General features: G+C 54.1%; 29 protein-coding genes, 2 tRNA genes and 1 pseudogene. 15 read left to right on the forward strand and 17 right to left on the reverse strand.

The genetic code is table 11. The annotated features are described in order from the left end of the window. A partial coding sequence (locus ACK4HN_RS02850; RefSeq protein ID WP_409877209.1) for a hypothetical protein occupies positions 1–304 on the forward strand: 304 nt, incomplete at its 5' end. A 119-nt stretch (positions 305–423) separates the two neighbouring features. Beyond that, positions 424–497, forward strand: a tRNA-Val gene (locus ACK4HN_RS02855). Between the two features lie 30 nt (positions 498–527). Here ACK4HN_RS02855 and ACK4HN_RS02860 read toward each other — a convergent pair. The 3 genes from ACK4HN_RS02860 to clpS all read right to left on the reverse strand — a co-directional run bounded on the left by ACK4HN_RS02860 (position 528) and on the right by clpS (position 2783). Further along, a tRNA-Leu gene (locus tag ACK4HN_RS02860) sits at positions 528–609 on the reverse strand. Positions 610–672: 63 nt separating this feature from the next. Further along, on the reverse strand, positions 673–2388 hold the full coding sequence (locus ACK4HN_RS02865) for a diflavin flavoprotein (protein ID WP_409868568.1): 1716 nt from the start codon (positions 2386–2388) through the stop codon (positions 673–675). Positions 2389–2498: 110 nt separating this feature from the next. Next, on the reverse strand, positions 2499–2783 hold the full coding sequence (gene clpS, locus ACK4HN_RS02870; RefSeq protein WP_181495524.1) for an ATP-dependent Clp protease adapter ClpS: 285 nt from the start codon (positions 2781–2783) through the stop codon (positions 2499–2501). A gap of 136 nt (positions 2784–2919) precedes the next feature. Here clpS and ACK4HN_RS02875 point away from each other — a divergent pair, with 136 nt between their 5' ends. The 3 genes from ACK4HN_RS02875 to ACK4HN_RS02885 all read left to right on the forward strand — a co-directional run bounded on the left by ACK4HN_RS02875 (position 2920) and on the right by ACK4HN_RS02885 (position 5966). After that, on the forward strand, positions 2920–3297 hold the full coding sequence (locus tag ACK4HN_RS02875; RefSeq protein ID WP_409868567.1) for a DUF2237 family protein: 378 nt from the start codon (positions 2920–2922) through the stop codon (positions 3295–3297). Positions 3298–3458: 161 nt separating this feature from the next. After that, complete coding sequence (locus tag ACK4HN_RS02880) at positions 3459–5192, forward strand: hypothetical protein (protein ID WP_409868566.1); 1734 nt, start codon at positions 3459–3461, stop codon at positions 5190–5192. Positions 5193–5195: 3 nt separating this feature from the next. Continuing rightward, positions 5196–5966 (forward strand): PD-(D/E)XK nuclease family protein, encoded by a 771-nt coding sequence (locus ACK4HN_RS02885; RefSeq protein WP_409877210.1) that lies wholly within the window; start codon positions 5196–5198, stop codon positions 5964–5966. Here ACK4HN_RS02885 and ACK4HN_RS02890 read toward each other — a convergent pair. After that, the gene (locus ACK4HN_RS02890) at positions 5931–6566 is read right to left on the reverse strand and encodes a ribonuclease H-like domain-containing protein (protein ID WP_409853122.1); all 636 of its coding nucleotides are present in this window, start codon (positions 6564–6566) and stop codon (positions 5931–5933) included. The two genes, ACK4HN_RS02885 and ACK4HN_RS02890, sit on opposite strands and share 36 nt — an antisense overlap. Positions 6567–6580: 14 nt before the next feature. Beyond that, positions 6581–6910: a hypothetical protein gene (locus tag ACK4HN_RS02895; protein WP_409868564.1), complete on the reverse strand. Its 330-nt coding sequence runs from the start codon at positions 6908–6910 to the stop codon at positions 6581–6583. 140 nt (positions 6911–7050) lie between these two features. On the opposite strand from ACK4HN_RS02895, the gene ACK4HN_RS02900 reads away from it, so the two are divergent. After that, positions 7051–8391: a TldD/PmbA family protein gene (locus ACK4HN_RS02900; protein ID WP_409868563.1), complete on the forward strand. Its 1341-nt coding sequence runs from the start codon at positions 7051–7053 to the stop codon at positions 8389–8391. On the opposite strand, the gene deoC is transcribed toward ACK4HN_RS02900, so the two are convergent. After that, on the reverse strand, positions 8392–9045 hold the full coding sequence (deoC, locus tag ACK4HN_RS02905; protein ID WP_409868562.1) for a deoxyribose-phosphate aldolase: 654 nt from the start codon (positions 9043–9045) through the stop codon (positions 8392–8394). 189 nt (positions 9046–9234) lie between these two features. Here deoC and ACK4HN_RS02910 point away from each other — a divergent pair, with 189 nt between their 5' ends. Both ACK4HN_RS02910 and mutY read left to right on the forward strand, forming a co-directional pair. Next, entirely contained in the window at positions 9235–9561 is a 327-nt protein-coding gene (locus ACK4HN_RS02910; protein WP_409868561.1) for a DUF760 domain-containing protein, read from the forward strand. Positions 9562–9564: 3 nt separating this feature from the next. After that, a complete protein-coding gene (gene mutY / locus ACK4HN_RS02915) occupies positions 9565–10671 on the forward strand; it encodes an A/G-specific adenine glycosylase (protein WP_409868560.1) in 1107 nt (368 codons plus the stop codon). On the opposite strand, the gene pgl is transcribed toward mutY, so the two are convergent. The 8 genes from pgl to ACK4HN_RS02955 all read right to left on the reverse strand — a co-directional run bounded on the left by pgl (position 10668) and on the right by ACK4HN_RS02955 (position 16921). Further along, positions 10668–11393 (reverse strand): 6-phosphogluconolactonase, encoded by a 726-nt coding sequence (gene pgl, locus ACK4HN_RS02920; protein ID WP_409868559.1) that lies wholly within the window; start codon positions 11391–11393, stop codon positions 10668–10670. The genes mutY and pgl overlap by 4 nt on opposite strands. Positions 11394–11405: 12 nt before the next feature. Continuing rightward, the gene (locus tag ACK4HN_RS02925) at positions 11406–13355 is read right to left on the reverse strand and encodes a DUF3769 domain-containing protein (RefSeq protein WP_409877212.1); all 1950 of its coding nucleotides are present in this window, start codon (positions 13353–13355) and stop codon (positions 11406–11408) included. A 68-nt stretch (positions 13356–13423) separates the two neighbouring features. Continuing rightward, the gene (locus tag ACK4HN_RS02930; protein ID WP_011056917.1) at positions 13424–13540 is read right to left on the reverse strand and encodes a photosystem II reaction center protein I; all 117 of its coding nucleotides are present in this window, start codon (positions 13538–13540) and stop codon (positions 13424–13426) included. Positions 13541–13604: 64 nt separating this feature from the next. Beyond that, positions 13605–14078 (reverse strand): Tic20 family protein, encoded by a 474-nt coding sequence (locus ACK4HN_RS02935; protein WP_409853374.1) that lies wholly within the window; start codon positions 14076–14078, stop codon positions 13605–13607. 25 nt (positions 14079–14103) lie between these two features. Next, on the reverse strand, positions 14104–14544 hold the full coding sequence (locus ACK4HN_RS02940; RefSeq protein WP_409868557.1) for a hypothetical protein: 441 nt from the start codon (positions 14542–14544) through the stop codon (positions 14104–14106). Between the two features lie 43 nt (positions 14545–14587). Beyond that, complete coding sequence (locus tag ACK4HN_RS02945; protein ID WP_041428943.1) at positions 14588–15184, reverse strand: ATP-dependent Clp protease proteolytic subunit; 597 nt, start codon at positions 15182–15184, stop codon at positions 14588–14590. A 67-nt stretch (positions 15185–15251) separates the two neighbouring features. Next, positions 15252–16223, reverse strand: coding sequence for an L-histidine N(alpha)-methyltransferase (gene egtD, locus ACK4HN_RS02950; protein WP_409868556.1), 972 nt, complete (start codon positions 16221–16223; stop codon positions 15252–15254). Positions 16224–16252: 29 nt separating this feature from the next. Beyond that, positions 16253–16921 (reverse strand): amino acid ABC transporter permease, encoded by a 669-nt coding sequence (locus ACK4HN_RS02955; protein WP_409868555.1) that lies wholly within the window; start codon positions 16919–16921, stop codon positions 16253–16255. Positions 16922–17097: 176 nt separating this feature from the next. Between ACK4HN_RS02955 and ACK4HN_RS02960 the strand changes: the two are divergent. The 4 genes and pseudogenes from ACK4HN_RS02960 to hisG all read left to right on the forward strand — a co-directional run. Further along, a pseudogene (locus tag ACK4HN_RS02960) lies at positions 17098–17238 on the forward strand (helix-turn-helix domain-containing protein); the annotation flags it as partial. A 395-nt stretch (positions 17239–17633) separates the two neighbouring features. Then, the gene (locus ACK4HN_RS02965) at positions 17634–18581 is read left to right on the forward strand and encodes a J domain-containing protein (RefSeq protein ID WP_409868554.1); all 948 of its coding nucleotides are present in this window, start codon (positions 17634–17636) and stop codon (positions 18579–18581) included. A gap of 6 nt (positions 18582–18587) precedes the next feature. Further along, the gene (locus tag ACK4HN_RS02970; RefSeq protein ID WP_409868553.1) at positions 18588–19814 is read left to right on the forward strand and encodes an ATP phosphoribosyltransferase regulatory subunit; all 1227 of its coding nucleotides are present in this window, start codon (positions 18588–18590) and stop codon (positions 19812–19814) included. Positions 19815–19817: 3 nt separating this feature from the next. Beyond that, on the forward strand, positions 19818–20447 hold the full coding sequence (gene hisG / locus ACK4HN_RS02975) for an ATP phosphoribosyltransferase (protein WP_409868552.1): 630 nt from the start codon (positions 19818–19820) through the stop codon (positions 20445–20447). A gap of 17 nt (positions 20448–20464) precedes the next feature. On the opposite strand, the gene btpA is transcribed toward hisG, so the two are convergent. Next, on the reverse strand, positions 20465–21355 hold the full coding sequence (btpA, locus tag ACK4HN_RS02980) for a photosystem I biogenesis protein BtpA (protein WP_409868551.1): 891 nt from the start codon (positions 21353–21355) through the stop codon (positions 20465–20467). A 69-nt stretch (positions 21356–21424) separates the two neighbouring features. On the opposite strand from btpA, the gene folK reads away from it, so the two are divergent. Next, complete coding sequence (gene folK / locus ACK4HN_RS02985; protein WP_409877213.1) at positions 21425–22006, forward strand: 2-amino-4-hydroxy-6-hydroxymethyldihydropteridine diphosphokinase; 582 nt, start codon at positions 21425–21427, stop codon at positions 22004–22006. Here the strand turns inward: folK and tadA are convergent. After that, a complete protein-coding gene (tadA, locus tag ACK4HN_RS02990; protein ID WP_409877214.1) occupies positions 21927–22421 on the reverse strand; it encodes a tRNA adenosine(34) deaminase TadA in 495 nt (164 codons plus the stop codon). The genes folK and tadA overlap by 80 nt on opposite strands. 78 nt (positions 22422–22499) lie before the next feature. On the opposite strand from tadA, the gene ACK4HN_RS02995 reads away from it, so the two are divergent. Beyond that, positions 22500–22640: a photosystem II reaction center protein K gene (locus ACK4HN_RS02995; RefSeq protein WP_409877215.1), complete on the forward strand. Its 141-nt coding sequence runs from the start codon at positions 22500–22502 to the stop codon at positions 22638–22640. Positions 22641–22724: 84 nt separating this feature from the next. Beyond that, entirely contained in the window at positions 22725–23477 is a 753-nt protein-coding gene (locus ACK4HN_RS03000) for a YebC/PmpR family DNA-binding transcriptional regulator (RefSeq protein WP_409877217.1), read from the forward strand. A 283-nt stretch (positions 23478–23760) separates the two neighbouring features. Here the strand turns inward: ACK4HN_RS03000 and recJ are convergent, their stop codons facing one another. Further along, entirely contained in the window at positions 23761–26010 is a 2250-nt protein-coding gene (gene recJ / locus ACK4HN_RS03005) for a single-stranded-DNA-specific exonuclease RecJ (RefSeq protein ID WP_409869873.1), read from the reverse strand. Between the last annotated feature and the right edge of the window lie 79 nt (positions 26011–26089).

Consider the following 26089-nt stretch of genomic DNA (forward strand, 5'->3'; position numbering starts at 1 on the left):
AAGGGCTACCCTAGAGCTACAGGTCAAAGCACTGCAAGCAGGTCAAAGTCAGCAAAGCCCCAATGCCGGTAATGACAAGTGGTACATTTACAAAAACGGCACGCTCTTAGCTGGTGGCCACATTTGGAGTAACTTTCCCGTTACGGCGGGTCAGACTCAGACTTTAACAATCCCAATCCAGCCCGCTTGGTTGAACGGTTGCCGCTTATCTTTTATGACGCAGGACGACACTAGTGTGATGGCAGCGAAGTTAACGGTGATTGGCTGCTGTGTTCGTCCAAACATGAGCACGACGGCTCCCTAAAGAGTGGGGCTTTTTTCAAGACCTTGAGGCTCTAAAAGAGTGCCAGTGTTTCCAGCCAGTTGAGATCGGGATAGGTCTGCGCTATAATTCATAGATGCCTAGACCATCTAGGGGAAGAAGGACGCATAGCTCAGTTGGTTAGAGCACCACGTTGACATCGTGGGGGTCACTGGTTCGAGTCCAGTTGTGTCCACTTCTTTTTTATTTTTATGAGTATTTGAGATGCGGACGGAGGGACTTGAACCCACACACCTTGCGGTACTAGAACCTAAATCTAGCGCGTCTGCCAATTCCGCCACGTCCGCAGTAAACCTAGTCTAGCGCACTTTGGCTAGGGAGCGATCGCCCTCCTACCCCGTTTTATTAGTTTAGTAGTGATTCCCCACCTTGCGATGGTGAACGGCAGTCATGCCATCGGGCTTCGAGACACGGCCACTGTCAACGGTGCTATAGACAATCCAGTGATCGTGGGCATCTAGGCGGCTCACCACAGTGCATTCCATGTAGGCAAGGGCATCGGCCAAAATTGGACTGCCATTGCTAGCAGGATAGGTTTTCACGTGGGCAAAGCGATCGGCCCCCGGCGGGAAGCGTTTTAGGAAGTGGCGCATGAGGGGCTGGTAATTGCCTTCCTCTAAAACATTCAGAACAAAGGTATCCCCCACGCGCAGAAAGGACTCAATGGCTCGATCCTTGGCCACAGCAATAGAAATCCCTAGGGGTTCGGTACTGGCTTGGGCCACCCAAGAGGCCAACATGGCACTGTTAATCGCACCCTTTTGGGCAGTGATAATATAGAGTCCACCGCTGAGGCGACCGAGGGCTTTATCCAAGTCGGCGTCCAAGGACTTCATCTGCTTGACGGTGCGATCGCGCAACAGCCATTGCCCCATGTCGGTACCCGCCTCTTCGGCCTCTTGCAAGAGAGCATCGGTGGGAGCTGAAGTGACGCGAATTACTGGAAAGGCAGGTGTCAGGCCAGCATCCCGAAACTGGTTAAGGAGAGGATAGCTAGGCTCAGCATCGCCCACGCCGCTTTCAAAGACACCAATGGCCTGTTTGGCATGGGCAGCCGCAAGAATTGTACTTAGGGCAGTTTTGGCAACAGCCGTGGTGGGCGGTGTACCGATAATGATCCCCCTCGCCAGCTCCGTAAGTTCGCGAATCTCTTGGGGTTCAGCAGTGAGCAGATCCATTTTTTCAACCACCACCCCAGTTTTAGCTGCCCCCCGTTCGATCGCCGCTGCCAGAGCGTCGGCATAACCGTAGTTAGCGGCATAGAAAATGGCCACCGTCGTTGCCGCTTTGGCCTGTTCTTGACTCCAGTTGCGGTAGGACTCTAGCCACTGAGAGAGATGGTGGCGCAGCAGCGGACCATGCCCTGTGGCAACCAGTTGCGCTGGCGGCAGCGCTTCTAAGCGTTTGAAGGCGGAAAGAACTGAGCGGGCATTGGGACCCATGAGACAGTCATAGTAAAACTTGAAATCCGGAGCTAGGAGATCAGGCTCGGTGTCAAAGGGATCGTCGTTGCAGAAGTGGGCGCCAAAGACATCGCAGGTAAAGAGGGTTTGGGTGCCGTGATCAAATGTCAGGATCGTGTCGGGCCAGTGGAGATTGGGCGCCATGACAAATTCAAGAACGTGCCCTTTGCCCAGATCAAGGCGATCGCCATTTTTTACCTGCCGCTGCCGAAAGGGCTGATGGATGAGATCCCCAAGAAACTGGAGCGCCACCTTGGAGGCCACCACAGTCACGTGGGGGGCTTTTGCCAATACCTCCTTGACAAGGCCACTGTGATCGGGTTCCGTGTGGCTAACGATGAGGTAGTCCAAGTTACTCGGGGTCACCAGCTCCCAGAGCTGCTCTAGGTAGCGATCGCCAAACTTGGCATGGGCAGTATCCACAAGGGCAATCTGTTCCCCCTTGATCAGAAACGAGTTGTAGGTGGTGCCGTTTTCAAGGGCAAACTCAATATCAAAGCGATCGCGATCCCAATCGAGGCAACGAATTGCCGTTGTCTCAGGGGCAATGTCCAACACCTGAAGTGTTAGGTGCGGCGGACGCTTGCGCATACTGACAGCCATAGGCAGTTCCTCAATCTTACGAAACTACCCCTTATCCTGACACATCAAGAAAGATAACAGGACTTAGAGTTTTTAATAGCCCCAATAACACGCTTTGCAAATGGCCATCCTCATTCGGGTTCAAGGGGTGCCATGGTCAGGCCTGCCCGCAACAGTTGCTCATGGTAGAGTTCGGCCTGTTCTTGGGGACCCACCCAAACAATGGCTTGGCCTTCGTAATGGACTTGATTGGTCAATTCCCACGCGCGATCGCTAGTCATATTGGGAATGTATTTCATCAAACAGGCAGCCACGTGCTGAAAGGTGTTGAAGTCATCGTTGAGGACAATGACTTTGTAGTTGGGGTAGTGTTTGCGAATAACCTGCTGCCGCTCTTGGGGAACAACACTAGGCATAGGTCAGATATTGCTGTAGCTACACTGCTCCCTAGTTTAGCTCATTCGTGAAGGATTGGTTGATTTGCTATAGGAACATTGGAAAAACTCCTATGCTATAGCTAGACTTAGGTTGATGACTTAGGGGCATTGGTTTATGACGGCAATGAATGTGTTGGGAACGCCCTTAGAGTGCTGCTGTCAAAATCCACTCACAGGATTCTATCGCGATGGTTTTTGCCGGACGGGGGCGGCGGATGTCGGTGCCCATGTGGTCTGTGCGGAAATGACCGCAGAATTCCTCACCTTTACCCGTTCCCGCGGCAATGATCTATCGACGCCCGTGCCTGCTTATCAATTTCCAGGGTTAAAACCGGGCGATCGCTGGTGTCTGTGCGCCTCCCGTTGGCGGGAAGCCCTCGAAGCAGGCGTGGCGCCCCCAGTCATTCTGGAAGCCACCCATGTCAGCGCCCTTGAGTACGTCTCCCTAGAAGATTTAAAAGCCCATGCCCTTGGGGGTAGCCCGCAATCCTAAGCTGGGGAACTCTGAAGGGGAGTGCACTGTCGGGACTAAAGGCTCACCGCCATCTGAGAGCGGCATCTCAATTCCAGCTTGGGCGCAAAAACACCTGCTAAAATAAGAGTGCTATTTTGCGGGGGAACCGGCCTTTCCCGCTGCTTCTGGTTTTGTTGGCAATGGGTTTCAATCTGCCCCTGAAACGGCAGCAAGTGCCTCGTCTTTATCTCTGGCTGAGTCAGGGGGCAACGCTGCTGCTGATTGCTTGGCTGCTGCAAGGACTACTCCAAGGGGTGATTGCGGGTGTCCTTAGTTATGGCAATGATCAACTGGCACTCCTGCGGGGTTGGGAAGGGGTGATGGCATGGTTTTTGCTGGGCTGCTTGGGTCTGGGGCTGCTCAGTGGTGGCAGTTGGTTGTGGTCGTGGCGATTGCGTGCCCGTTATGGTTTGCGTTCCGTTAGTCTCGGAGAACTGGAGGAGTATAGTCCCGCAACCGTGATGCTCTTGGGGCGTTTGCCGTGGTCATGGTGGCAACCTCGTCCCCAAATCGACTGTTTAATGACGGCAGCACCAATCATTTTTAGCTATGGACGCTGGCAGCGCCACATTATTGTTAGCGAAGGTCTATTGCGATCACTCTCTGGCGAAGAACTGCTGGCTTTAATGGCCAGTGAAATTGCCCAACTGCGGCTGGGGCTGAATACCCTAGTGACCCCCCTTGTACTGCTGTTGCAACTGCCCTATGACCTTTACTGTTGCTGTAGTCATTGGGGCGATCGCCTTGCACCTCCCTATGGCAACAACTGGGGACGGCGGATCAGCAGGGGTACCCTCTATCTCCTCTGTGCCATGGTGGGTCAAGGAAGTTATCTTCTCTTTCGTGGGCTGGAGATGCTCTGCTTTTGGAGCAATCAATTGCGGCAGTACTATGGCGATCGCCAAGGGGCAGCCTTGATTGGTAATCCCAATGCCCTTGTGATGGCGTGGTTTCGCCTCATGGAAGCAACAGCGACAACGGTGCGTGCCCAAGGGGAAATCGGTGTCCCCCTCGAATCCTTGCGCCTGCTCCTACCCCTAAATCCAACCCAAGCTGCCCTCTGGGGCAATCAACCCCTTGATTGGCCAACACTGATCCGCTGGGATACCGTCCATCCCCTGCGCTATTGGTTTCGCTTGACCTCCTCCCATCGTCCCTTGGGACTGCGCCTGCAAGTCCTCATGACCTATGCACGGCAATGGCGATTGGAACCCCTCTTGTCGCTGCCCTCTACCTCCTCCCCTCGCTGTCAACAGGCTTGGCAGCAATTAGCGCCCTTCTGGGGGGCGATCGCGGGAATGATCATGACAATTATCCTCACGGGCATTGGTCAATTTGCGCTGCGGGCAGGGACGATTGCCTTTCCGCTCTGGTGGTTGGCGGATTGGTCAACCTTGGCACGGGGCTTCATTGCCATTGGTCTTGGGTTAGGTCTTTTTTTACGCTTGAACGCCTACTATCCTAACCGGCAACCGCAAACCTATACCTTGGGACAGCTTCTGCGTCGTCTTTTGCCCCTCGATAGTCCCGTTGTCGAGCTAAAGGGGCATTTACGGGCGGTGACGGGATTACGCAATGGCCTAGGACAGCACCTGTGGTTGGAGACGGATCATGGTCTATTTCCCTTGCGCTGCCATCGAGCTTGGGGGCCGGTTTGGCCAATCCTTCAGCCAGCCTATTTGAAAACCTTGGCGGGGCGATCGCTGGTGGTACGCGGTTGGTTTCGGCGCGGTACAGTTCCCTTTGTTGAAGTGAGCGAGTGGCATTCCCCGGATCTGCGAGAAAAACAATCTTGGGCTGCTCCCTATTGGGCAATTGGGGTTGCCACCCTATGGGTTCTCTACGGCCTCATGACACTATTGGGTTGGATCTAGACCATGCAACTTTCCCAAGCCCATCTGCGCACGCTGCAAACCTGTCCACGGCAATACCAGTACCGCTATCTCGACAGCTTGATGCTGCCAGAGGCCACACAGTTGACGGAAGCGACTTCCCAAAAGCAGGGTCGCGACTTTCACCGTCTGATGCAGCAACACCTTCAGGGACTTGATGTCCACCCCATCCTTGAGGCGCAGCCCGAATTGAAGCCCTGGTTTGCAGCCTTTCAAACCACCCCACCGCCAATGATTCAAGGCCAAGGGGAGGCAGAGCATGTCCGCAGTCTGGGCTGGGAGGAATTTACCCTTGTAAGTGTGTATGACTACGTGATTTTTGGCCAGGAGCAAGTGCAGATTCTCGACTGGAAAACCTATGCCCACCCGCCCGCCCGAGAAACCTTAGCTTTTCATTGGCAGACTCGCCTTTACTGTTATCTACTGGCGGCCACCAGTTCCTACCACCCCAGCCAGATTTCCATGACCTACTGGTTTGCCCAAGGGGAGCAGGGGGCAAAGTACTACACCTTTCCCTACAGTGAGGCGATCCACCAGCAAATCCACCACACCCTAGAGCAGTGCCTCCGCCAACTGCGCCAATGGCTGCAAGCCTATGAGCAGGGGCAGGATCTCCCCCAAGTTCCCCCAGCCCAGATTCCGAAATACTGCGATGAATGTGCCTTTGCTGCGCGCTGCCAACGTTCTCAGCCAACTTCTGTCTCAACGGTTGACCCATTTCTAGCCGTGCTCAAAAACTTGGGTGTAGCCCGCTAAATCGAGATCCACAATCGCGGGTAGGCAACTCAGTGCCGTTTGTACTAGCTCAAAGCGTTCTTCCCGTTTCAACATTGCTGTCAATTGCTGCCGCAGGGGAATCAAATAGCGCACATCATTAGCCGCATACCGCAGTTGATCTTCCCGCAGTGCCATGGCATTGCCCCAGTCGGAGCTTTGGGCGGATTTATCAATTTCCACCCCTAGCAAATCCAAAACCAAGTCCTTGAGGCCGTGGCGGGGGGAATAGGTGCGGGCAATCTTGCTGGCAATTTTGGTGCAAAAAACGGGATGAACGCGGATGCCTAGGTGATAGCGCAATGTAGCTAGATCAAAGCGGGCATAGTGGAAGATTTTGGTAATGCGGGGGTGCTCTAGAAGTTGCTGCAGGTGGGGGGCTTCAGTTTGACCGCGACCAATCTTGACCACAGCCACTTGTCCCTCGGGGTCACACACCTGCACCAGACATAGGCGATCGCGGGGGATATTCAGGCCCATGGTTTCCGTATCCACGGCTAACTGATCAGCGTTGAGAAAGTGCGCTAAGGCAGTGGCACTCAAATCGTACTCAAAACACTCCAGGGGAAAATCCAGATCCATGACTCGCTCACAAACTACGTCGGTGGTAATTCGGAGGACGGTTCTTTGGTCACGTCAATGCGTTCCAATTGCCAGAGAATTTGGTTGCTCTCACGGCGGACGCGGGAGATCTGCCAATTGCGCCATGTCCATTCTTCACCGCGACTGGTGACGGCACTGGCGTGCACATCCATCAATTCTGCTAATTCTGCGCTGGTAATCAAGTATTTACCTGCCGCCAATTCATCGGCAATCCGCAGGGTCGCAATTAACTCTTCAAGGCGGGCGCGGCGCTCAGACCACTGGGGTGATTTTCCCCCCAACCATTCACCGTCACCATCAAGTCCCAAGGATGGTTGCACCATGAATCTTTTCCCATAACTGACAGTGCTCCAAAAATCTTAGCGAGAAATGATGAGGTTTAGGCTACCGGCGCGATCGCCCGCAGCGCCGAGGATAGGGCTAGAATAGTTTTAAGATTTGTTAATCCACCGATCCGAGCACCATGACGGTAACCTTGACCCCTGCATCCACCCTCCACGAGCGGGTCACAACAATCGCCCGCCGCCTTGGTATTGAGAAATTTGACCTTGGGGGCTCCCATGTCGATGAGGTGAGTGTGCAAGTGCAGCAGGGGGAACCTAAACAGGTGAAGGCCTCCCAACGATCCGGTATTACGGTACGGGTGTGGAACGCCACAGGTCGCCTAGGGGTAGCCAGCACCACCCAACTGGACGATCATGGTCTGGAAACCGCCCTAGAAATGGCCAAAGAGGCCAGTGCCTTTGGGGTTAATGAGGACATTCCCGACTTTAGCCCCTTGGCCACTGCGCCCCTTGGTGAAAGCAGCGTAACAACCATTGATGTGCCCCTTGCCCCGGCCAAAACCCTCTTGGATCAACTCATTGCCGCGGAGCGAGACCTCTTGGGACGCCACCCAGCGATCGCCAGTGTGCCCTACAATGGCCTGAGTCAGCGGCGGCTAGAACGGTTTTATCTCAACAGTGAGGGCGCCAATCGCCAACAAACCACCACCACCACCACCCTCTATCTCTACAGCAAAACCGATGAGGCGGGTCGCAAACCCCGCAGTGCCGGTGCCATTCGCATGAGTCCCGACCTTGAGCACCTAGATATTGCGGGCTGCATTGATGAGGTGGCCGACAAAACCATCCGCCACTTGGCCTATGAACCCATTGCTTCGGGTCAGTACCCGGTGCTGTTTTCGCCCACTGCTTTCTTGAGCTTGCTCAATGCCTTTAGTAATCTCTTTAATGCCCAAAACATTTTGGATCGCCAGAGCCTTTCAACCCCAGAGTCCCTCGGTCAGGCGATCGCCAGCCCCCTTCTCAGCATCTATGATGATGCTCGCCACCCTGAGCATGTTGGTCACCCCCTCTTTGATGGCGAAGGCACCCCCACCCGCCGCACCCCTTTGATTGAGCAGGGGATTCTTACGGGTCTCTACCACAGTGCGGGTACTGCTCGCCGCTTTCAAACCCAGCCCACGGGTCACGCCAACCTGGGGGCAAAGGTGACCGTGAGTGGTCACTTCTATGATGTGCCAGCGGGTGAAGGGGGCGATCGCACCGATGGTCTGGTCTGGATTGATGAACTTCATGCCCTACACGCCGGCGTCAAAGCTCTTCAAGGCTCTTTTTCCTTACCCTTTGACGGTTGGTTACTGCGCAACGGCGAAGCCATCAGCATTGAAGCAGCCACCGTGGCCGGCGACATTCGCAGCCTGCTGAAAAGTATCCTCCATCTGGGCACTGCGGTTGAAGTGACCCCCTACGGTTGTTGTCCCGAAGTCTGGGTGAGTCCCCTCGCCATTACAGGGGAATAGCTAGACCTGCATCAAGTCGAGACTACGGGAAGTGCCCAAGCGGGTGGCACCGGCCTCAATGAGTTCAAGGGCTTGCTCTCGGGTACGAATGCCGCCAGAGGCCTTAATGCCCACGCGATCGCGGCTTAGGCGCTTCAAAAGACGCACATCCGCAACTGTGGCCCCCCCGCGCCAACCCGTGCTGGTTTTTAGGAAGGCCACCCCCGCATCCAAGCAAATATCCACGGCCAGTTGTTTTTCTTCCTCCGTCAGCACCGTGGTTTCTAGAATTGCCTTGACGGTCACTCCGGTTTCTGCGCAGATTGGGGCAATATCGCGATAGACGGCTTCGCTGTTTCCCTCCTTGAGCCAACCTAAGTTAATGACCACATCCAGCTCGGTGGCGCCGCTGTCCACGGCTTCCTGCGCCTCATAGAGTTTCGTGGCACTGGTGTGGGCACCACTGGGAAAGCCAATGACAGTACACACTTTCACAGGTGTGCGATGCAGCAACTGCACAGCCTTCTTCACCCACACGGGCATGACACAGACGGCAGCAAATTTCCACTGTTCGGCTTCGGCACAGCAGCGTTCAATATCTGCGGTGGTTGTCAAGGGGTCAAGCTGGGTATGATCAATATAGGGTGCAAGGTCGAACAAGTCACGCTCCGCCATCGGCATTCACCTCGAACAACCCTATTTCGGTTTTCAACACAAAGGCAAGCACAAAGATCAGGGCGGAAAATGGGAACAGGGGAGATCGGTTCTCCCACCCCCCACTTGCAATTCACCCTTGTTAGATTAAATTTAGGTTATCACAGTCACACCCGTGTGAGCCAAACAAATTTTCTGGGAGGAGACTCTATGGAGCCAACCATGAACCCGCAAACCCTTCAGGAAAGGGCTGACTCCCTCTGGAACTATCTGCAAAGTTTAGATGCAGAAGTGGTGGCTCGCCTCTCCCGTCCCGCTTCACCAGAAATGGCCATTGTGATGGAACGCCACATTGGTAACCTGCTGGGCTACTTGCCACCGGAGGGGTTTGAGGTTTCCATTACCACCAATCGGGAGCACCTTGGGCGTCTCTTGGCTTCGGCAATGATGAGCGGTTACTTCCTGCGCGGTGCCGAGCAACGCCTTGAATTTGAGCGATCGCTCCAGGCGGCTGCCCAAGCGGAAGACAGCAAATAACCCATGCCAACGGTACAGGACAGTGGGGGCGGGTATGCACTACCTGCCCTTCGTTTTGCCCTTTTACAGTGGTATCAGCAGCAGGGGCGGGACTTACCTTGGCGGCACACTCGCGATCCCTACGCCATCTGGGTCTCAGAAATCATGCTCCAGCAAACCCAAGTGGCCACGGTGATTCCCTACTACCAGCGTTGGCTAGCCACCTTTCCCGCGATCGCTGATTTAGCCGCTGCCGATTTAGAAACCGTCCTCAAATTGTGGCAGGGATTGGGCTACTACGCACGGGCGCGCCATTTGCACCGAGCGGCTCAACAGATCATGGCCGATCATGGGGGGCAATTTCCCCACACCTACGAGGCCATAGTGGCATTACCGGGAATTGGTCGCAGTACCGCAGGTGCAATCCTCAGTGCTGCCTTTAATCAACCACAGCCGATTCTCGATGGCAATGTCAAGCGCGTCCTTGCCCGTCTCTATGGACTGACTATCCCCCCCAAACAAGCGGAAGCCCAACTGTGGCAATGGTCAGCCCAACTGCTGTGTCGCCAATCGCCCCGCGATTTTAATCAAGCCCTCATGGATCTGGGGGCAACGATCTGTACACCCCGCCAGCCCCTGTGTCATGCTTGTCCTTGGCAATGCCATTGCTTGGCGCATCGCCACCAGTTAACCCATGAGATTCCTCGCAAAATGAGCCGTTCCCCCTTGCCCCACAAAAGGATTGGTGTCGCGGTGATTTGGAATGCCGCGGGTGAGATTCTCATTGATCGGCGGCCACCAACGGGGCTATTGGGGGGATTATGGGAATTTCCAGGGGGCAAAATTGAACCCAATGAGACAGTTCAGGAGTGTATTCAGCGGGAAATTCGTGAAGAATTGGGCATTGAGATTCGTGTGGGTGAGCATTTGATTGACATTGATCATGCCTACACCCATTTTCGAGTGACGCTCCATGTCTATTACTGTCAGCATGTTTCGGGAACCCCTCAGCCCTTGGTCTGTGATGCCATCCGCTGGGTCAACCCTGAGGAATTGGAGCAGTTTCCCTTTCCGAAAGCCAATACTGCCATTATTCAAGCCATTCACGAACGGGGCAGACCCACAGCCTAGGCGTTTTGAACGACACCCTCAGCGGCTGCCTGATCCAAAAACCAAAGGGCATTGCCCGTGATCAGCCGCGCCGGATAGAGATGGGGATCACCCGTGCCGGCAAAAATATGGCGCAGGGCAGTTTGCTTATTGGCTCCTGTCACCAGAAAGAGAATTTGGCGGGCATGGTTAATCAGGGGTACGGTGAACGTGAGGCGGGGTTGGCCATCTTTGTTGCCCACAGTAATCAGGCGATCGCCCACTGTGAGGGCTGCGGTGTGGGGAAAAAGGGACGCCGTATGGCCATCGGGTCCCATGCCGAGCAAAATTAGATCAAAGCGGGGAAATTCCCCCTCGCGGATGCCAAAGGTTTGGCGCAGGACTTGCTCATAGCGATCAGCAGCAGTCTGCGGATCCACATCCGCCGTTGGCATTGGGTGAATCTGGTTTTTGGGAATCGGCACATGATTGAGCCACGCCTGAAAGGCCATACCAGCATTGCTATCGGGATGATCGAGGGGAACGTAGCGCTCATCGCCCCAGAAAATGTGCCACTGTGACCAAGGGGTATCCGCACAGACAAGGCTTTCATACAACGGTTTAGGCGTGTTGCCACCGGCAAGGGCAAGCGTAAATTGCCCCCCTTGGGCGATCGCCCCAGTGGCCTGCTCAAGAACAAACTGCTTTGCCGCCGCTGTCAGGGCAGCCAAATCGGGAAAAACACGAACCTTGGGTATTGCCATAGAAGCGTCATCCTAATTGGAGCGAATCACACCATCGGTGGCGGTGCCTAGCCCCGGGCTGGAAAAGGGATCCGCATTGCCACGCCAGTTAAAACCACTAATGCGCAAAAGAATTGCTGCCAACTGGCGATCGGGGTTATAGCGGAACACAACCCCATAGGTGCGACGGCTATATTCCACAATAATGTTGGTATCGAAAACTCTGCCTGTATCTACGTTAATTTGCAGTTGCGTGCCAACCCTCACTGGACCATGGATCTGTTGGAGGAAGCCTATATTGAGGACACTAAAGTCACTGACGCGATCAAAGAGAAAAGGGGACGATGGCTCCCCGAAGGTTTGGGCAAATCCCAACTCAAAACTCGTGTAGTCAAACCAGCGACGTGCAAAATGGCCAAACTGACCCCGCAGACCTGCCCCTAGAGTTAAGGCGGGCTGGGTACTGCCATTGGTATAGTAATTCACCACTCCCCCCAACTGACTGTAGAACTCCAAGAAGGGTTGGACGGGACGGGGGCTGTAGCGCAGCCCTTGGGTTCGCGTAGGGGGTAGGGGCGTTCCCCGCCAGATGGGCATGACCCAGTTCAAGGTAACCCCTGCCTGAAGACGCCCTAGGCTAGGTTTAGGGGGTAAAGAGGGATCATCACTGCGTGCTGTGATGTATTGCCCTCCCAGCAAATAGTTCAATGCCAAACCTTGGCTCAGGGGAATCCCAGTACCACTAAACGTCCCCCCAAAAAGACTGCTAATTTCCTGCTCCCCTAGGGAGCGATTAAAGATGCGCGGACGATAAATTGCGGAAATGGTAAGCAGATTGCGGGCATCAATGTTGTGGAACAGATCTACCCCTGCCCGTGACGTGCTCGGCCAGTCATTGGGGTTCAGCGTATTCAAAAAGCCATAACCGCGTACTCGTGTTTGGCGGGTGAACCGATGTCCTAGCTCAATTGCCGCCCCATAGCTTTTAGCATCAAAGAGATCAACATCATTACTGATAATACGCTCCAAATAGATAGAGGGAAGGAACGTGATTTGAATATTGGGGGTATTGAGGGCTCTATACCGGTAGAGAAGAAACAGGCCACCGCGATCGCGCTCGTCGTAGCCAAATTCAAAGGGCAGAATTTCATAGGGGCGACCCACCACAAAGCGGCGCAGGACTATAGGCAGAGCCATCCGTTGATCAAACACAACCCTACCCCGTCGCACCCTCAGGAGAGTTTCATCGGCATTGAGGGGTTCAGCTATGGCTTCCTGTGCCCGAGCTTCCAGTTCCGGCGGACTAAAGGGGTCATTGGTAATCCGTAGATTTGTGGCAAACCAGCGGCGGCCATCAAATTCTAAGCGATCGGCCTCAAAGCGCAGCCGATCAAACGTTTCCGTGGCTTCTGCTTGGAGGACGGTGTCCCGTTGATCAAGGCCGGGAAGCGGACGGATGGGGGGGGAGTCAGGAGCCGCCGTTAGTCTCAGGTCTTGATCTACCCTCGCCGCATTGACAACACCGCGCGCATTCGTCAAGGAGCCTTGATCCAGTCTGAGGTTATATTCCAAGCGATCGCCCTGTAAGACTTGATCACCGCGGGTAATCGTCACATTACCTTCGGCCACCAGAATTTGGGCGTCAATATCGGTTTGGACGCGATCAGCGGTGAGTTCAGCTTCCTTGAATCGGAGGAAAACATTGCCAATGGCATTAAACAATCGCCGCATCAGGTCAAATTCCTGGCGATCGGCCGTCACCTCCAAGGGCTGGTCACGGACAACAGAGGTTTCAGCATTTGCCTCCCCAAGGGGGCGGGGGGCTGTCAAATCAGAAGTTGGCTCAGGGCTGATTGGCGTTGTGCTGCTTAGATCAGGGGTTATCGTTGTTCCGAGTAGCTCCGCTTGGGATGGGCTAATGACTTGGGCTAGTTCTGCGGGTTGTGCAGGGGGGGGCAGACTCGCAAAAGAGGGTAAGAACAACAACGGCCAAATTTCCTCACGACCACTGCCTAGTTACGTTACCCGATGCCCGCCCCCTTTGGCGAGGACTATTCGAGATCCTTGCGCTTGGGGTTACGAGCCGGATCACCCGAAAGGAACCCGAAAACAAACAGCAGCACAAAGAAGGTCACAACGATATAAACCGTGATTTTCAGTGTTTCCATAATGTTGTTGTTTTTCGTAGCGTCACCTTCTGATCATACGGGATGAGGGACTCCCTCGCATCCCCTAAAAGACTTGGCTTTTGGTGGCATCCGAGAGGGTGGGAATTTCGGCATAGATGCCGCGCACAGACTGCACCACCGCATAAATGACGCCAATTACCGTGGCGATAAAGACAAAGTTAAAGAGTACTTTAATCAGTAGATCAAAACTGGCAACGCGAACGAGGAGCTGCACCAGCAGTTGAACAATAAACAGCACAATCCCCATCAACAGGGCCTGCATCGTGTTGTAGCGAATAAAGAGACTCACACGGTTGTTGCGCACCACCAGCAGGTACAGCAGCATAAAAACCAGTAGCCCTGCAAAGGGAATTGAATAGATCAAGGCAACGGGCAGTACCACCAACACCAGTGCTTGTAGCGGCGGAAACAGATCAAATAAAAAGCCGCCAAAGGGCATGACGTAAAAGAGTGGTAGCAAATACGCTAGGCTGGCAAAAATTCGATCTGCTACCGTGGTGGGGGCACGCCAAGTCATGAGCTTCTCCTTAGAGTGTTGATGGTTATCGACTCATCACCTTGAGCAGGAGTTCAGGGGAAACCATATTGCACTCAACGGCTTTGCTAATCAGGGGGGGGCCTACCCGCGAAGCCACAATGGATAGCAGTTCAGGACTCTTTTGAATAGAAAGCATGACACTGCCAATAATCGAGGTGGGATCGGGAGCGGGATTATTACTCTCAGTGGGGAGCGCCTTTAGTAACTCGGTGATGTCGCTACAGCTTGCTCCTGAGACATACTTTGCAAGAGAGTCACTCACCTGCTCAACCATGGTTTTCATCATTTCTGGCGGCAGCGGACTGGCGGCTTGGGCACGCACGGGTTGACTCGTTCCCAGTGTCATCAGGGCACCCACAAGAAGAGGGAGACTGCCAATAGATAGGCCAATGCCTACAATACAACTTGGCGAATGCTTACGGCACGCTGGAGCAATTTGCACCATAGTAAACCTCAACGTCTTAGTAACTGTAACTAGTTCCAGCAAACTAGTTGGCACGCTCCTCAATCACCCGATCAATCAGGCCGTAGTTTTTCGCCTCTTCGGCGGACATGAAGAAGTCGCGATCCATATCCCGCTCAATTTTTTCAAGGGGTTGACCCGTATGGTAAGCGTATAGCTCATTGAGTTGTCGCCGTACCCGTAAAATTTCGCGCGCTTCGATTTCAATATCCGTTGCTTGGCCACGGGTGCCACCAGAGGGCTGGTGAATCATGATGCGGGAGTGGGGTAGTGCCAACCGTTTGCCTTTGGTACCGGCTGCAAGGAGGAAAGACCCCATTGAAGCAGCCAGGCCCACACAAATGGTGACGACATCAGATTTAATATGTTGCATCGTGTCATAGATGGCCATGCCCGCGGTGACGGAACCACCAGGGGAGTTGATGTAGAGCATGATGTCTTTGCCCGGATCTTCGGAGTCAAGGTAGAGCATTACCGCCACAATTTGATTGGCAATCTCATCGTCCACTTCTTTGCCAAGGAAAATAATCCGCTCGCGATAGAGACGGTTGTAGATGTCAATCCACTGGGTGTAGGGTTCACCGGGCATCCGGTAGGGGACTTTGGGTACTCCGATGGGCATAGAATCCTTCCACGTTGAGCTATGAAGGCGGTTTCCCTGATTCTAACCTATTCCTAGAGCCTTGGCTCTAAACTTGGCAGAGGCAGAGGGCAAACCACTGCTGAGGATCAGTAAAGGCGTTGATCCATCGAAATCCAGCAGCCGTTAATGCTGCCTTGAGGGCAACAAGGTCAAACTTGCGGGAAATTTCGGTGAGAATCGGTTCAGCCGCAGCAAAAGTGCACTGAAAATCAAGGGCAGCCAAGGTAACGGTCTGCGTGTGTTGCGAATCGAGATACATCTCAATTTGCTGCGCAATCGGGTTATAGATGGCGCGATGGCTAAAGGCGGTGGGCTGAAAATTGCCTTGAAAGCGCCAGTTGAGGTGATGAAGAATATTGCGGTTAAAGGCAGCCGTCACCCCTTGGGCATCGTTGTAAGCAGGGAGCAAAATGCTCGTGTCTTTGATGAGATCCACTCCTAATAGGAAATAGTCCCCGTCCCTAAGAACCCGATGAATCTGCTGAAAAAGGGTCTGGCATTCCCTAGGGGAGAGATTGCCAATGGTGCTACCGAGAAAGCAAAGCAAGCGGCGGGGGGCCAATGGGAGCGGTAGGTGCTCTAAGCCCACTTGATAGGTGCCGACAAGGCCATGAATACTAAGCTGGGGATAGTCAGCAAGAAGCGCCATGGCACTGGTTTTGAGGATTGAGCCACTGACATCAATGGGACGATAGTAAAGCCGAGGTTGTACGTGGGCATAGGCCGAGAGGAGAAGACGAATCTTGCGATCGCTCCCACTGCCAAGTTCCACGAGTTCACAGGCGCCCGTGAGCTGGGCGATCGCCCCGGCGGCAGTCTCTAAAATGCCCAATTCGGTACGGGTGGGGTAGTATTCCGGCAACTCACAAATCTGTTCGAAAAGACGCGATCCCGCCGCATCGTAGAAGTAATAGGAGGGAAGGGACTTGGGTTGTTGAGTCAAACCTCGGATGACATCTTGGCCGTCCCGTTCTGTGGTGAGACTGGGTAAGTGGGTCAGGTGCAGGCGATCGCTCACAGGGAAAACGGCTCCAGAATGTGCAAACCTTAAGATATTTTAGCCTTTAACCGCTGCTCCAAACGCCGTCCCCACCACGCGATCGGCAAGCTCATCAGCAGGTAGAGGATTAAGGCCAAAGCATAGAGAGGAAATGGATTGCTACTGTTGCGAATCACCCACACCCGCATCACCGCGGTTAAGTCCACGCCGGCAATCACACTGACGATGGCGGAATCCTTGAGCATGTAGATAAAGTCATTGACCAAGGGTGGGATCACAATTTGAATGGCTTGGGGCAAAATAATGCGCACAAATCCCTGTTGTTGACTCATGCCTAGAGATAGGGCGGCTTCCCGTTGACCCACATCCACCGCTTGCAGGCCCGCACGAAAGACCTCTGCTTCATAGGCGCCATAGTTGAGCGCCAAAGCTGTCACCCCCGCTGTCCAAGCGTTCACCCAAGTCGCAAAATTCATCTGGGCTAGGACTGCACCGACCCCGTAGTAGAGCAGGAGCAGTTGGGTGATCATGGGAGTATTGCGCATTAGTTCAATAAAGCCAAGAGCCGGCCAGCGCAGAAACAAAAAAGGTGAGGTGCTCATGGCGGCGAGGACAATGCCGAGCAATACCGCTAGCGGAAAGGAAATACCGCAGTAAACGAGTGTATTTAGTGCCCCTCGCAAAAAGGCCGGCAGGGCAGCTTGGATCAGTTCCATCGAAGATGTTGGGTTACGCCTGTTGCTCTAACTCATAAAGGGTTCAGGGAGCTATCAGTTCCGCGCTCTACCTAAAAGGTGAGCTACATGGACTCCCAGCACTTGTCGATTCCCCACCGCTACGCGGCAGCAAGCTACGCTGGGGGCAAGATCAGTGTTTATCGTACACTACAGTCATGCTGACAATGAACTACATTTATCGAATTTATTCAAGTGCTACGCAGCAGACTGAATTGCTTGAGTGGCTTGAGACATGCAGAGGCGCGCATAACTATGCTTTGCGCAAACTCAAAGACTGGATTGCTTCGCGAAAGTGTTGTGAACCAGATATACATGGTCTTGATTTATACCTGAATACTTTGGCAGGAAGCTATTAGGTAGGCTACGATATGTGCAACTGGAACTGAGTCGGCGGTGTTCCATCGTTCATTGGAGCTTTGATTGGCAGCGGGAGCTACCTTTCTCTTAACATCTTAACTTCTATTGCAGGATACAACACTTTTTAGTTGAATGGGGTATCAAGTAAGGGATAGTGTAGGCGGAACACCGTTGGCAACGCTGATTGCCTATATCCAAGAACAACAAAGGTCGCCCTTGTAGGCCGTTAGGTCGTGCGTAGCAGAGCGGGACTTGTACCCAATTTTTTGGTCACCAACCCCCTCTATCAGCAGGTATAATTTAATGATGTTCTGCCCCAGCGGTTTCACTGACTATGCCCTTCGAGATCAATCACGGCTTGGGTCGCTTCAACTCCAAACGGGATCTCCATGCTGCCCTAGGCATTCCATTGTCAGCAGCACCCGCGGAAATCCGCAAGCGGTATCTCAAAATTGCCAAGACCTTGCACCCCGACAGCCGTGATGAGGAGTCGGGCAAAAAAATGGCCAGTGATTTGCTCTCGAAGTTTGTGAATCCTGCCTATGAGGTGCTGTCCCAAGAAAAAGAGCGGGAAGAATACCAAGTTATTTTGCGCTTGCTGGAAAAGCAACTGCTGACGGCCAATATTGTGCCAACGCCCACCTTTGATTTAGCACGGGAGGTCTTTAACGCCGAGAATGTTGAAGAGGCCTATCACAAGGCCCTCAATACCCTTGCCCAAGATCAATACAAGGACTTAAACAATGTCCTGAAAATTAGCGAACAAATTAGCGAACTGAATTTGATTTACCTGTGGCGATCGGCGGGCGGTAGGCCAACAGCAACCACACCCACGGTTTCTATACCTGCGCCTCCAGCCAAATCGGATGAAACCCAAGTGCGTGCCACACCAGCAGCTGTTACAGGGATGACACCACCTCAAGAAGCTCCCAAAACAGACCAATTTACAGAGCAATACTTCCGACGGGCAGAGGAACTCTTCAATAAAGGGATTTATCTGGAAGCCATCAAGGAATTGAAGGATGCCCTGAAAATTGACCCCCGCAGTGCTCGCTGCAATGCTCTGCTGGGCAAGGTATATCTGCAGCAAGGCTCCCTCAGCATGGCCAAAATTCACTTTAATCAAGCCCTGAAGCTGAATCCTCAAGAAGTGATGGCCATACAGGGACTCGAGGCAATCAGCAAGAGGGAGCGCAAAGCCCAGCAACAGCAAAAAAATACTGAGCCGCCAAAACCGGAGAAAAAGAAATCTTCCTTCTTTGGTCTTTTTGGGAAAAAATAATTCACTATGGTGTATCAACCTGCCTGTGGTGCCCGCGATATTTTGCCCCTTGACGTGGCACGGCAACGGTGGCTGGAGCAACGCTTAGAGCGCGTCTTTCAAAGCTGGGGCTACCAAGAAATTATCACACCGACGATTGAGACCTTAGCAACCTTGACGGCAGGGGGCACGGTGCATCCAGAAACGGTCATTCAGGTGCAGGGGAGTGGTGATGAACCCTTGGGGTTGCGGCCAGAATTAACGGCTTCGATCGCCCGTGCTGCGGTGACTCGCATGGCAGGTATGCAGTTGCCCCAACGGCTCTATTACAAAGCCAATGTCTTTCGGCGAACCACAGGGGCAGAGTTGGGCAACCAGCAGGAATTTTTCCAAGCAGGGGTAGAGCTACTAGGGGCAACGGGTTTAGCGGCGGATGCGGAAATTCTCTGGCTGGTGCAGGAGTGCCTTGGGGCGTTAGCGGTTGAGGAGGCCTATCTCTTGGTGGGGGATGCCCACCTGACGCAACAGTTGCTCAGTCCCTTTCCAGCAGAACTGCAAAAAACGGTACGCCAATGCTTGGCCAATTTAGACCGCGTGAGTTTGCAGGCTCTACCCGCCCCTTGGCGCGATCGCGCCCTTGCCCTCTTTGATCTACGGGGCACTCCAAGGGAAGTGGGGGAACGCTTAGCGCAGTGGTCTGACGTGGCAGGGGTGTCCGATCGCTTTGCGGAACTGCAACAGTTGTTGGGCTTGGTGGCCAAGTCTTTGTCGATCACCCTTGATCTTAGCCTTGTGCAGTCCTTTGATTACTACACGGGGATTATCTTTGAGGTCTTGATTCCCACGGAAACAGAACTGCGGTTGGTCGCTCAGGGGGGACGCTATGATCAACTGCTCAGTATCTATCATCCCGACGGTGCCACGGTGCCGGGAATTGGTTTTGTCTTCAATGTCGAGGCGCTATTGCAGGCGATCGCCATTCCCCCCGCCGCTCTATTAGCCCCCCGCAGTCAATGGCTGGTGGTTCCCCGCACAAGCAATGCTCTTGCTGCTGCTCTACACCATGCCCAAACGCTGCGCTTGGATGGCTCCACCCGTGTGGAGTTGGCACTTGTCGATCTGACGCCAGAGCAAATCCGCGCCTATGCCCGCGATCGCCAGATTCCCTATATTGCTTGGATTGAGAGTGATGCGCCACCGCAGATCGAAGCCCTCAGTGATGGGGCAACCTATTTGCAGATTCAGAGTGTCTAGACCATGCTAACAATCGCTCTCCCCAAAGGTGCCCTACTCAAAGACAGTATTGCCTACTTCCAACGGGTGGGCTTAAATTTTGAAGCGCTCCTCGAGCCGGCAAATCGCCAACTGCAAGTGCTTTCTCAGGATGGCCGTGCCCGTGCCCTTTTGGTACGTGCCCAAGATGTCCCCGTTTATGTGCAGTATGGTCAAGCACAGTTGGGCATTGTGGGCTACGATGTGCTGCGGGAAAAAAATCCCCACGTGGCCAAACTGGCGGATCTGGGGTTTGGTCAGTGTCGGCTATCGGTGGCCGTGAAGGCCTCTAGCCCCTACCGCAGTGCCCGCGATTTGCCCCCCCATTGCCGCGTGGCTTCAAAGTTTGTCCGCTGCGCCGATGCTTTTTTCCAGCAGTTGGATTTGCCCGTGGACATTGTGCCGCTCTACGGCTCGGTAGAGCTAGGGCCAATTACGGGTATGGCCGAGGCGATTGTGGATTTGGTGTCAACGGGGCGGACGCTCAAGGAAAATGGCCTTGTGGAGTTAGAGCAAATTTTTAGCAGCACAGCCTATTTGATTGCCCATCCCCGCAGTTATCGCCTCAGCCTCAATGGTCTTGGACACTATGTTCCGCAGTTAATACGCAGTTAATAGGGGCGATCGCCTGATCACTTTTGGCCGTGGACAACCATGGTTGGCAAGGGTTCACTCACAGACCCCCGGCAGTTGCCATTGGCGCGATTAAGTTCCTGAATCTTGTGGTGTGCCCGCTGCCAGGCTTCAACAAAGCGGCTGACACGAACGGGGTCAATGGGTTGCTCAATCTGACCATTGCGCTTCAGAGAACTGGCCACAATGACACCGTTGACGTAGGGCGCAAACTGCTCAACATTGTCCCAAGAGGCGCCACTGCCAATAAAGAGAGGCTGCCCCTTAGCGGCACTGGCGGCGACGGATAGCTCTTCCTCGCTGGGCGGGTGTCCTGTTGCCCAACCGGAGAGAATCACCCCATCGGCCAGTCCCCGTTCAAAGGTATCTCGTACCGCAGTGGCGAGGTTCGGACTGTGGAGGGGTTGGGCGTGCTTCACCATCACATCGGCAAAAATTTTGATATCTTGCCCCAGTTCACGGCGGTAGCGCAGGAGTTGATGCGCTTGCCCTTCAATAATGCCTTGATCTGTGGCCATGACTCCCGTGAGCACATTGACGCGGATAAATTGTGCCCCCGTACAGGCGGCGATCGCCAGACCACTGAAAGCATCATTGCGCAGCACATTCAAGCCAATGGGCAGGGCCACTAGATTCTTTAACCGCTGCACCACTAAAGTCATGGCACTGACGACGGCAGCATCCACGCGGTCTTTGGTAAAGGGAGCATCAAAGAAATTCTCAACAATAATGGCATTGGCTCCCCCTGAGGCGAGGGCTGTGGCTTCCTGTTCTGCGCGGTCAATAACCGCCTTGAGGCTCCCCCCCCAACGGGCGGAGGTGGGCAAAGGAAGGAGGTGGACAACACCAATAACTGGGGTGGCAGTGTGAAAGAGAGTGCGGAGATCCACAACGATTTCGGCGATAGGTGAACAGTGCAGGTATAACAGGAGGAGGAAGAGGCACTCTACACAGGCACAATGGCAGAATGCACTGACTTAAGTATATCCCCGTCTGAGGCCCCCCTCGTGGCGATCGCCCTCGGAAGCAACCTTGGTGAGCCATTGCGGCAACTGCGCTCAGCGGTTCAAGTGCTTGCCCAAACACTGGGGATCGATGTCTTAGCCTGCTCGCCGTGGTATCGCACTGTGCCTGTCGGCCCCCCGCAACCGGACTACTGGAATGGTTGTCTCATTGCCCGGACGCAACTTTCCCCTTGGGCGCTCCTGAAAACACTTCAGGCCATTGAGATGCAATTTGGTCGCCAACGGCAAGAGCATTGGGGGGCACGCACTCTTGATCTGGATCTGCTGCTCTATGGCGATCGCGTGATCAACACTGCCGAACTAACACTGCCCCATCCGCGACTCGTCGAGCGGCCTTTTGTCCTTGTGCCCCTTGCGGCGATCGCCCCCCACTGGCGGCATCCGGTTTTAGGGGAAACCATCCAAACCCTGCGGCAGCGCGTGGGGGATAAGGGCATTATTGCCGTTCTTTCTGACGATGTTGGCGAAACCACGTTTGCAACTGCTGCCGACAGGCCGCGGCCTGAACTCCCCTGATTACCTGCAGGCGGTGGAAGACGGCTGGGCTTTGGGGAAGTTGCAGCACCGAATCAATTGCCCCAGCCTTGGGATCGCTAGCACCGTAGATGAGGGTGTGAATGCGGGCTTGGATAATGGCACCAGCACACATGGGGCAGGGTTCTAGGGTCACGTAGAGGCGGCAGCCCGTTAAATACCACGTGCCTAGACGTTGACCTGCGCGGCGCAGGGCAATAATTTCCGCATGGGCAGTGGGGTCATGATCGCGCTGACGGCGGTTTTCCCCTGTGGCAATGAGTTCATTCTCCGCACTGACAATCACGGCGCCTACGGGTACTTCCTCGGCAGCTCCTGCCTGGGCTGCAAGGGCGATCGCCTGTTGCATCCAGAAGTCATGAATTTCTGTTTCTGCTAAGGGGGGACCCGCCAACATTGCCATTCTCTTGCCACAGCGGCTATGGTAGTATTTTGTCAGCTCTTTTGCGATCGCTGAATTCTTTGGGAAAACACCATGATTGATGCTTTGTTTTTGGTTGCGAAACTGCCGGAAGCCTACGCCATTTTTGATCCCTTGGTGGATGTGCTGCCAGTCATCCCTGTGCTCTTTTTGGCTTTAGCTTTTGTTTGGCAAGCTGCTGTCGGCTTCCGTTAAAGATAGCCTCGCGAAAATTCCCCTGTTGACTTGCCCCGTTGATTTCAGCGGGGTTGTTCTTGGTTTTTTGCGTGCGCTTTCCCTATGGCAGGTCACAGCAAGTGGGCAAACATTAAACGGCAAAAGGCGCGGGTGGATGCCCAAAAGGGCAAAACCTTCGCGCGGCTATCGCGAGCGATCATTATTGCGGCACGGCATGGAGGAGGCGATCCAGCCGGCAACTTTCAACTGCGCAGCGCCATAGAGAAGGCCAAAGCCGCAGGGATTCCCAGTGAAAATATTGAGCGGGCGATCGCCAAGGGCACGGGTACCCTAGAGAGTGATGCCCCCCTCGAGGAAATTCGCTATGAAGGCTATGGACCAGGGGGGGTGGCATTTTTGATGGAAGCCCTGACGGATAATCGCAATCGCACGGCGGCGGATCTGCGAGCCGCCTTTAACAAACATGGCGGCAATCTCGGTGAAACGGGCTGTGTCGGCTGGATGTTTGAGCAGTGGGGCATTGTTACCGTTGCTGCCCCAATAGATGAGGAAGCCTTCCTCGCAGCACTACTGGCCGCTGATGTGGAGACCTACGAAATCCTAGAGGGGGTGGCGGAAGTGCGCTGTCCCATACCCGCCCTTGAAACGGTCAGCGAAACTCTCAAAAAACACGGCTACACCGTTCTCGACACTGAAAGTCGCTGGGTTCCAATGAATACCGTAGAAATCACTGATGAAGAGACGGCACGGCGTGTCCTTAAGCTCATGGATGCCATTGAAAATCTCGACGATATTCAAAGTGTGGCCACCAACGTCACAATGAGTGATGCCCTCATGGAGGCGATGTACGTCTAGGCATCCGTGTTTTTACGGAATCTTCGCGAGAATTTCTTCTCCCTTAAGGTCGTCAAACTTAAGTAGAAACACGGTAGGCAGCTAAAGTCGCCCGTGGGAGCATAAAAGTACGGTTGCAGGCGCTGCCCCGAGGCACGTGGTGGGTAACCAGACTGAGGCCCTCCTCAGAGCGATCGCTCTTCTTCTCTCAATCCATGTTGATGGCCAGTGTGTTTCCTGGGTCGGCTCGTGTGTGTTCCTTAGATTCCCTGTTGAAAAGGTTGAAAAGATTTGTCAACCGTTTTTAGTGTGTTTCCTGAAGGGCTGGCAGCGTCGCAGCAGCGAAATAGCGACGACGGAAATTCTCCTCGGCGATCGCTGCTGTGAAGATCTCTAAGGCCACCGCCGTATCAGCGGAAGGTTTTACCTGTGGCGGCCATTCACAGCAAAACTCTTCTCCGCGCTGAATAACCTTGACCCCCAGTGTCTCCAGCACATTGAGGGCATAGTTCAACGTGACCGCTTCAATGCCAAGGTGTTCCCGCAGCCCCTCTCGTTGTAGACCTGTTCCCTGTTGACTGGCTTGTTGGCACAGCCTCAGGAATTCCTGCCACACTTTTAGGGCGTCCTGCTCTGGTGGGGGAGAGTAGGCCAGAATCAAGGGTTGCTGTTCCCTTTTTGCGCGCTGAATCCATTGGCGCCAGCTTTCCCGTGATGTTGGGCAGGTTTCGACCCGCAGACCCTTGGCGCTGGCCTCGTGGGGGCGATCGCGATAATCCATAAGGAACTGAAAAGATGCCGCTTGGATGACATTAGTTGCACTGGGTCGCAGCTCTTTAATGACGGCTGATAGGAATCCTTGCCACTGCTCTAGCTCAATCACCAGATCACAGCGCCCCTTGGGACAATCCCCCACCTCATGATCCCACCACTTGGCAGGAAAGGTGTGCTGCCCCTGGGGATCCTTGAGCATCATAGAGACGTAGGTTCTTGAGGTTTTGCTACCCCTGAGGGAATTATTTGTGAGTTGAGTAAGTTCCACATTGCGCACCAGCAATCGCGGAGGGGGATGGTGAGTGGCATCAAAGGGGGCAAGCACTTCTAGTTCCTTAAGCAATCGCTCATTGAGTTGATCCAAGGTCACTTCCAAGTCAATCCCCAAGGGTTGCGATGTGGCGCTGGCGGTGCCCTCCTGCTGCGCCAAGAATTGGTTGAGGGCTGGTTCCAGAAGGGGAATATGCTCCATCTTCAGCCTAAAGCCCACTGCATAGGGGTGCCCCCCAAGGCCCTCCAATAAATGCCGTTGGCTATGCAGTGCCTCATAGAGATTCACCGACCCATCGGAGCGCGCTGAACCTGCCGCCATGCCCGTTTCTGGATTGGTCTGAAGCAAAATGGCAGGGCGGCCATAGGTTTTGACCATCTCGTTTGCCACTAGCCCCAACAGACTCAATGGCCAACTGTCATCGGTGAGGAGAATCACTCGCGAGGTGGAGAGATCCAACTGCGCTACTTTCCCATGGGCTATCTTGGCAACCTCTTTTTGGCGCCGCTGCCGTTCTTCATTTACTTTTTTAATGTGTTGAGCCAACTGCCGCGCTTCCGACCAATCTTGGGTAGTCAAGAGCGTGATTAGAGGGCGCACATCTCCCTCTACCCGACTGACAGCATTGAGGCGGGGTGCGAGGACAAAACTAATCTCCCGTTGCTGTGCCATGGTTCTGGCGGCAGAGTCCAACAGAGCAACAATCCCAGGGCGCAGCGTTTGACGATTTCCGAGCTGTTCTAAGCCGCGCTGCGCTAGGTAGCGGCATTCCCCCCTCAATTCAACCAAATCCGCAATGAGACCAATGGCCACTAAATCAAGGAGATTCTCTAGGGCATACCCTTGGGTTTTCTCTGGCCATTGGGCATAGACGGCTTCCAAAAATTTGTAGGCGAGGCCAACCCCCGATAAGTGATGTAGGGGATGCTCGCAAGGCAACCGCCGAGGATTGATCAGGGCCACAGCCCCTAAAGAGGTCTGCTCAAGGGTGTGGTGATCAGTAACAATGACATCTATGCCTAGGGTACGGGCAAAGGCAATTTCAGCCGCGTTAGTGCAGCCCGTATCGCAGGTGATGATCAGAGAGACCCCCTTTTGCTGCAGCGCCTCAAGGCCATGGCGCGACAGACCATGGGAGTCGTACTGGCGATTGGGAATATAAAAATCCACCAATTGCGCCCCCAAAACTGGTTTTAGCCCTTCCCAGAGGACGGCGGTGGCTGTGACCCCATCGGTATCGAAGTCTCCCCAGATGGCAACCTTTTCCTGTTGATCGAAGGCCTGTTGCAGGCGCTCTAGGGCAACGCGCATGTCTGGAAACTCGTTAGGGGAGGCTGACTCGTAGTAGCGCCAATCTAAGAAAGGGAGTACTTGCTGAAGATCACGATAGCCCCGCTGCCAAAGTAACTGAGCAGTGATGGCACCTGCATCGGAGTGGAGCCTCTTCACTTCCTCAATGAAGTCTAAGGGGGCCGGGTCAGAAGGATAGAGTTGCCAAGGACGCTGCATTCAGTCAATTCCCAGATAAAGGCAACCAAGACATTCTTTGATCATAGCGATCGCCCGCGCAGGCTGGAGAAATTAGCAA

It is taken from the genome of Thermosynechococcus sp., from assembly GCF_046299655.1.
Lineage (GTDB): Bacteria > Cyanobacteriota > Cyanobacteriia > Thermosynechococcales > Thermosynechococcaceae > Thermosynechococcus.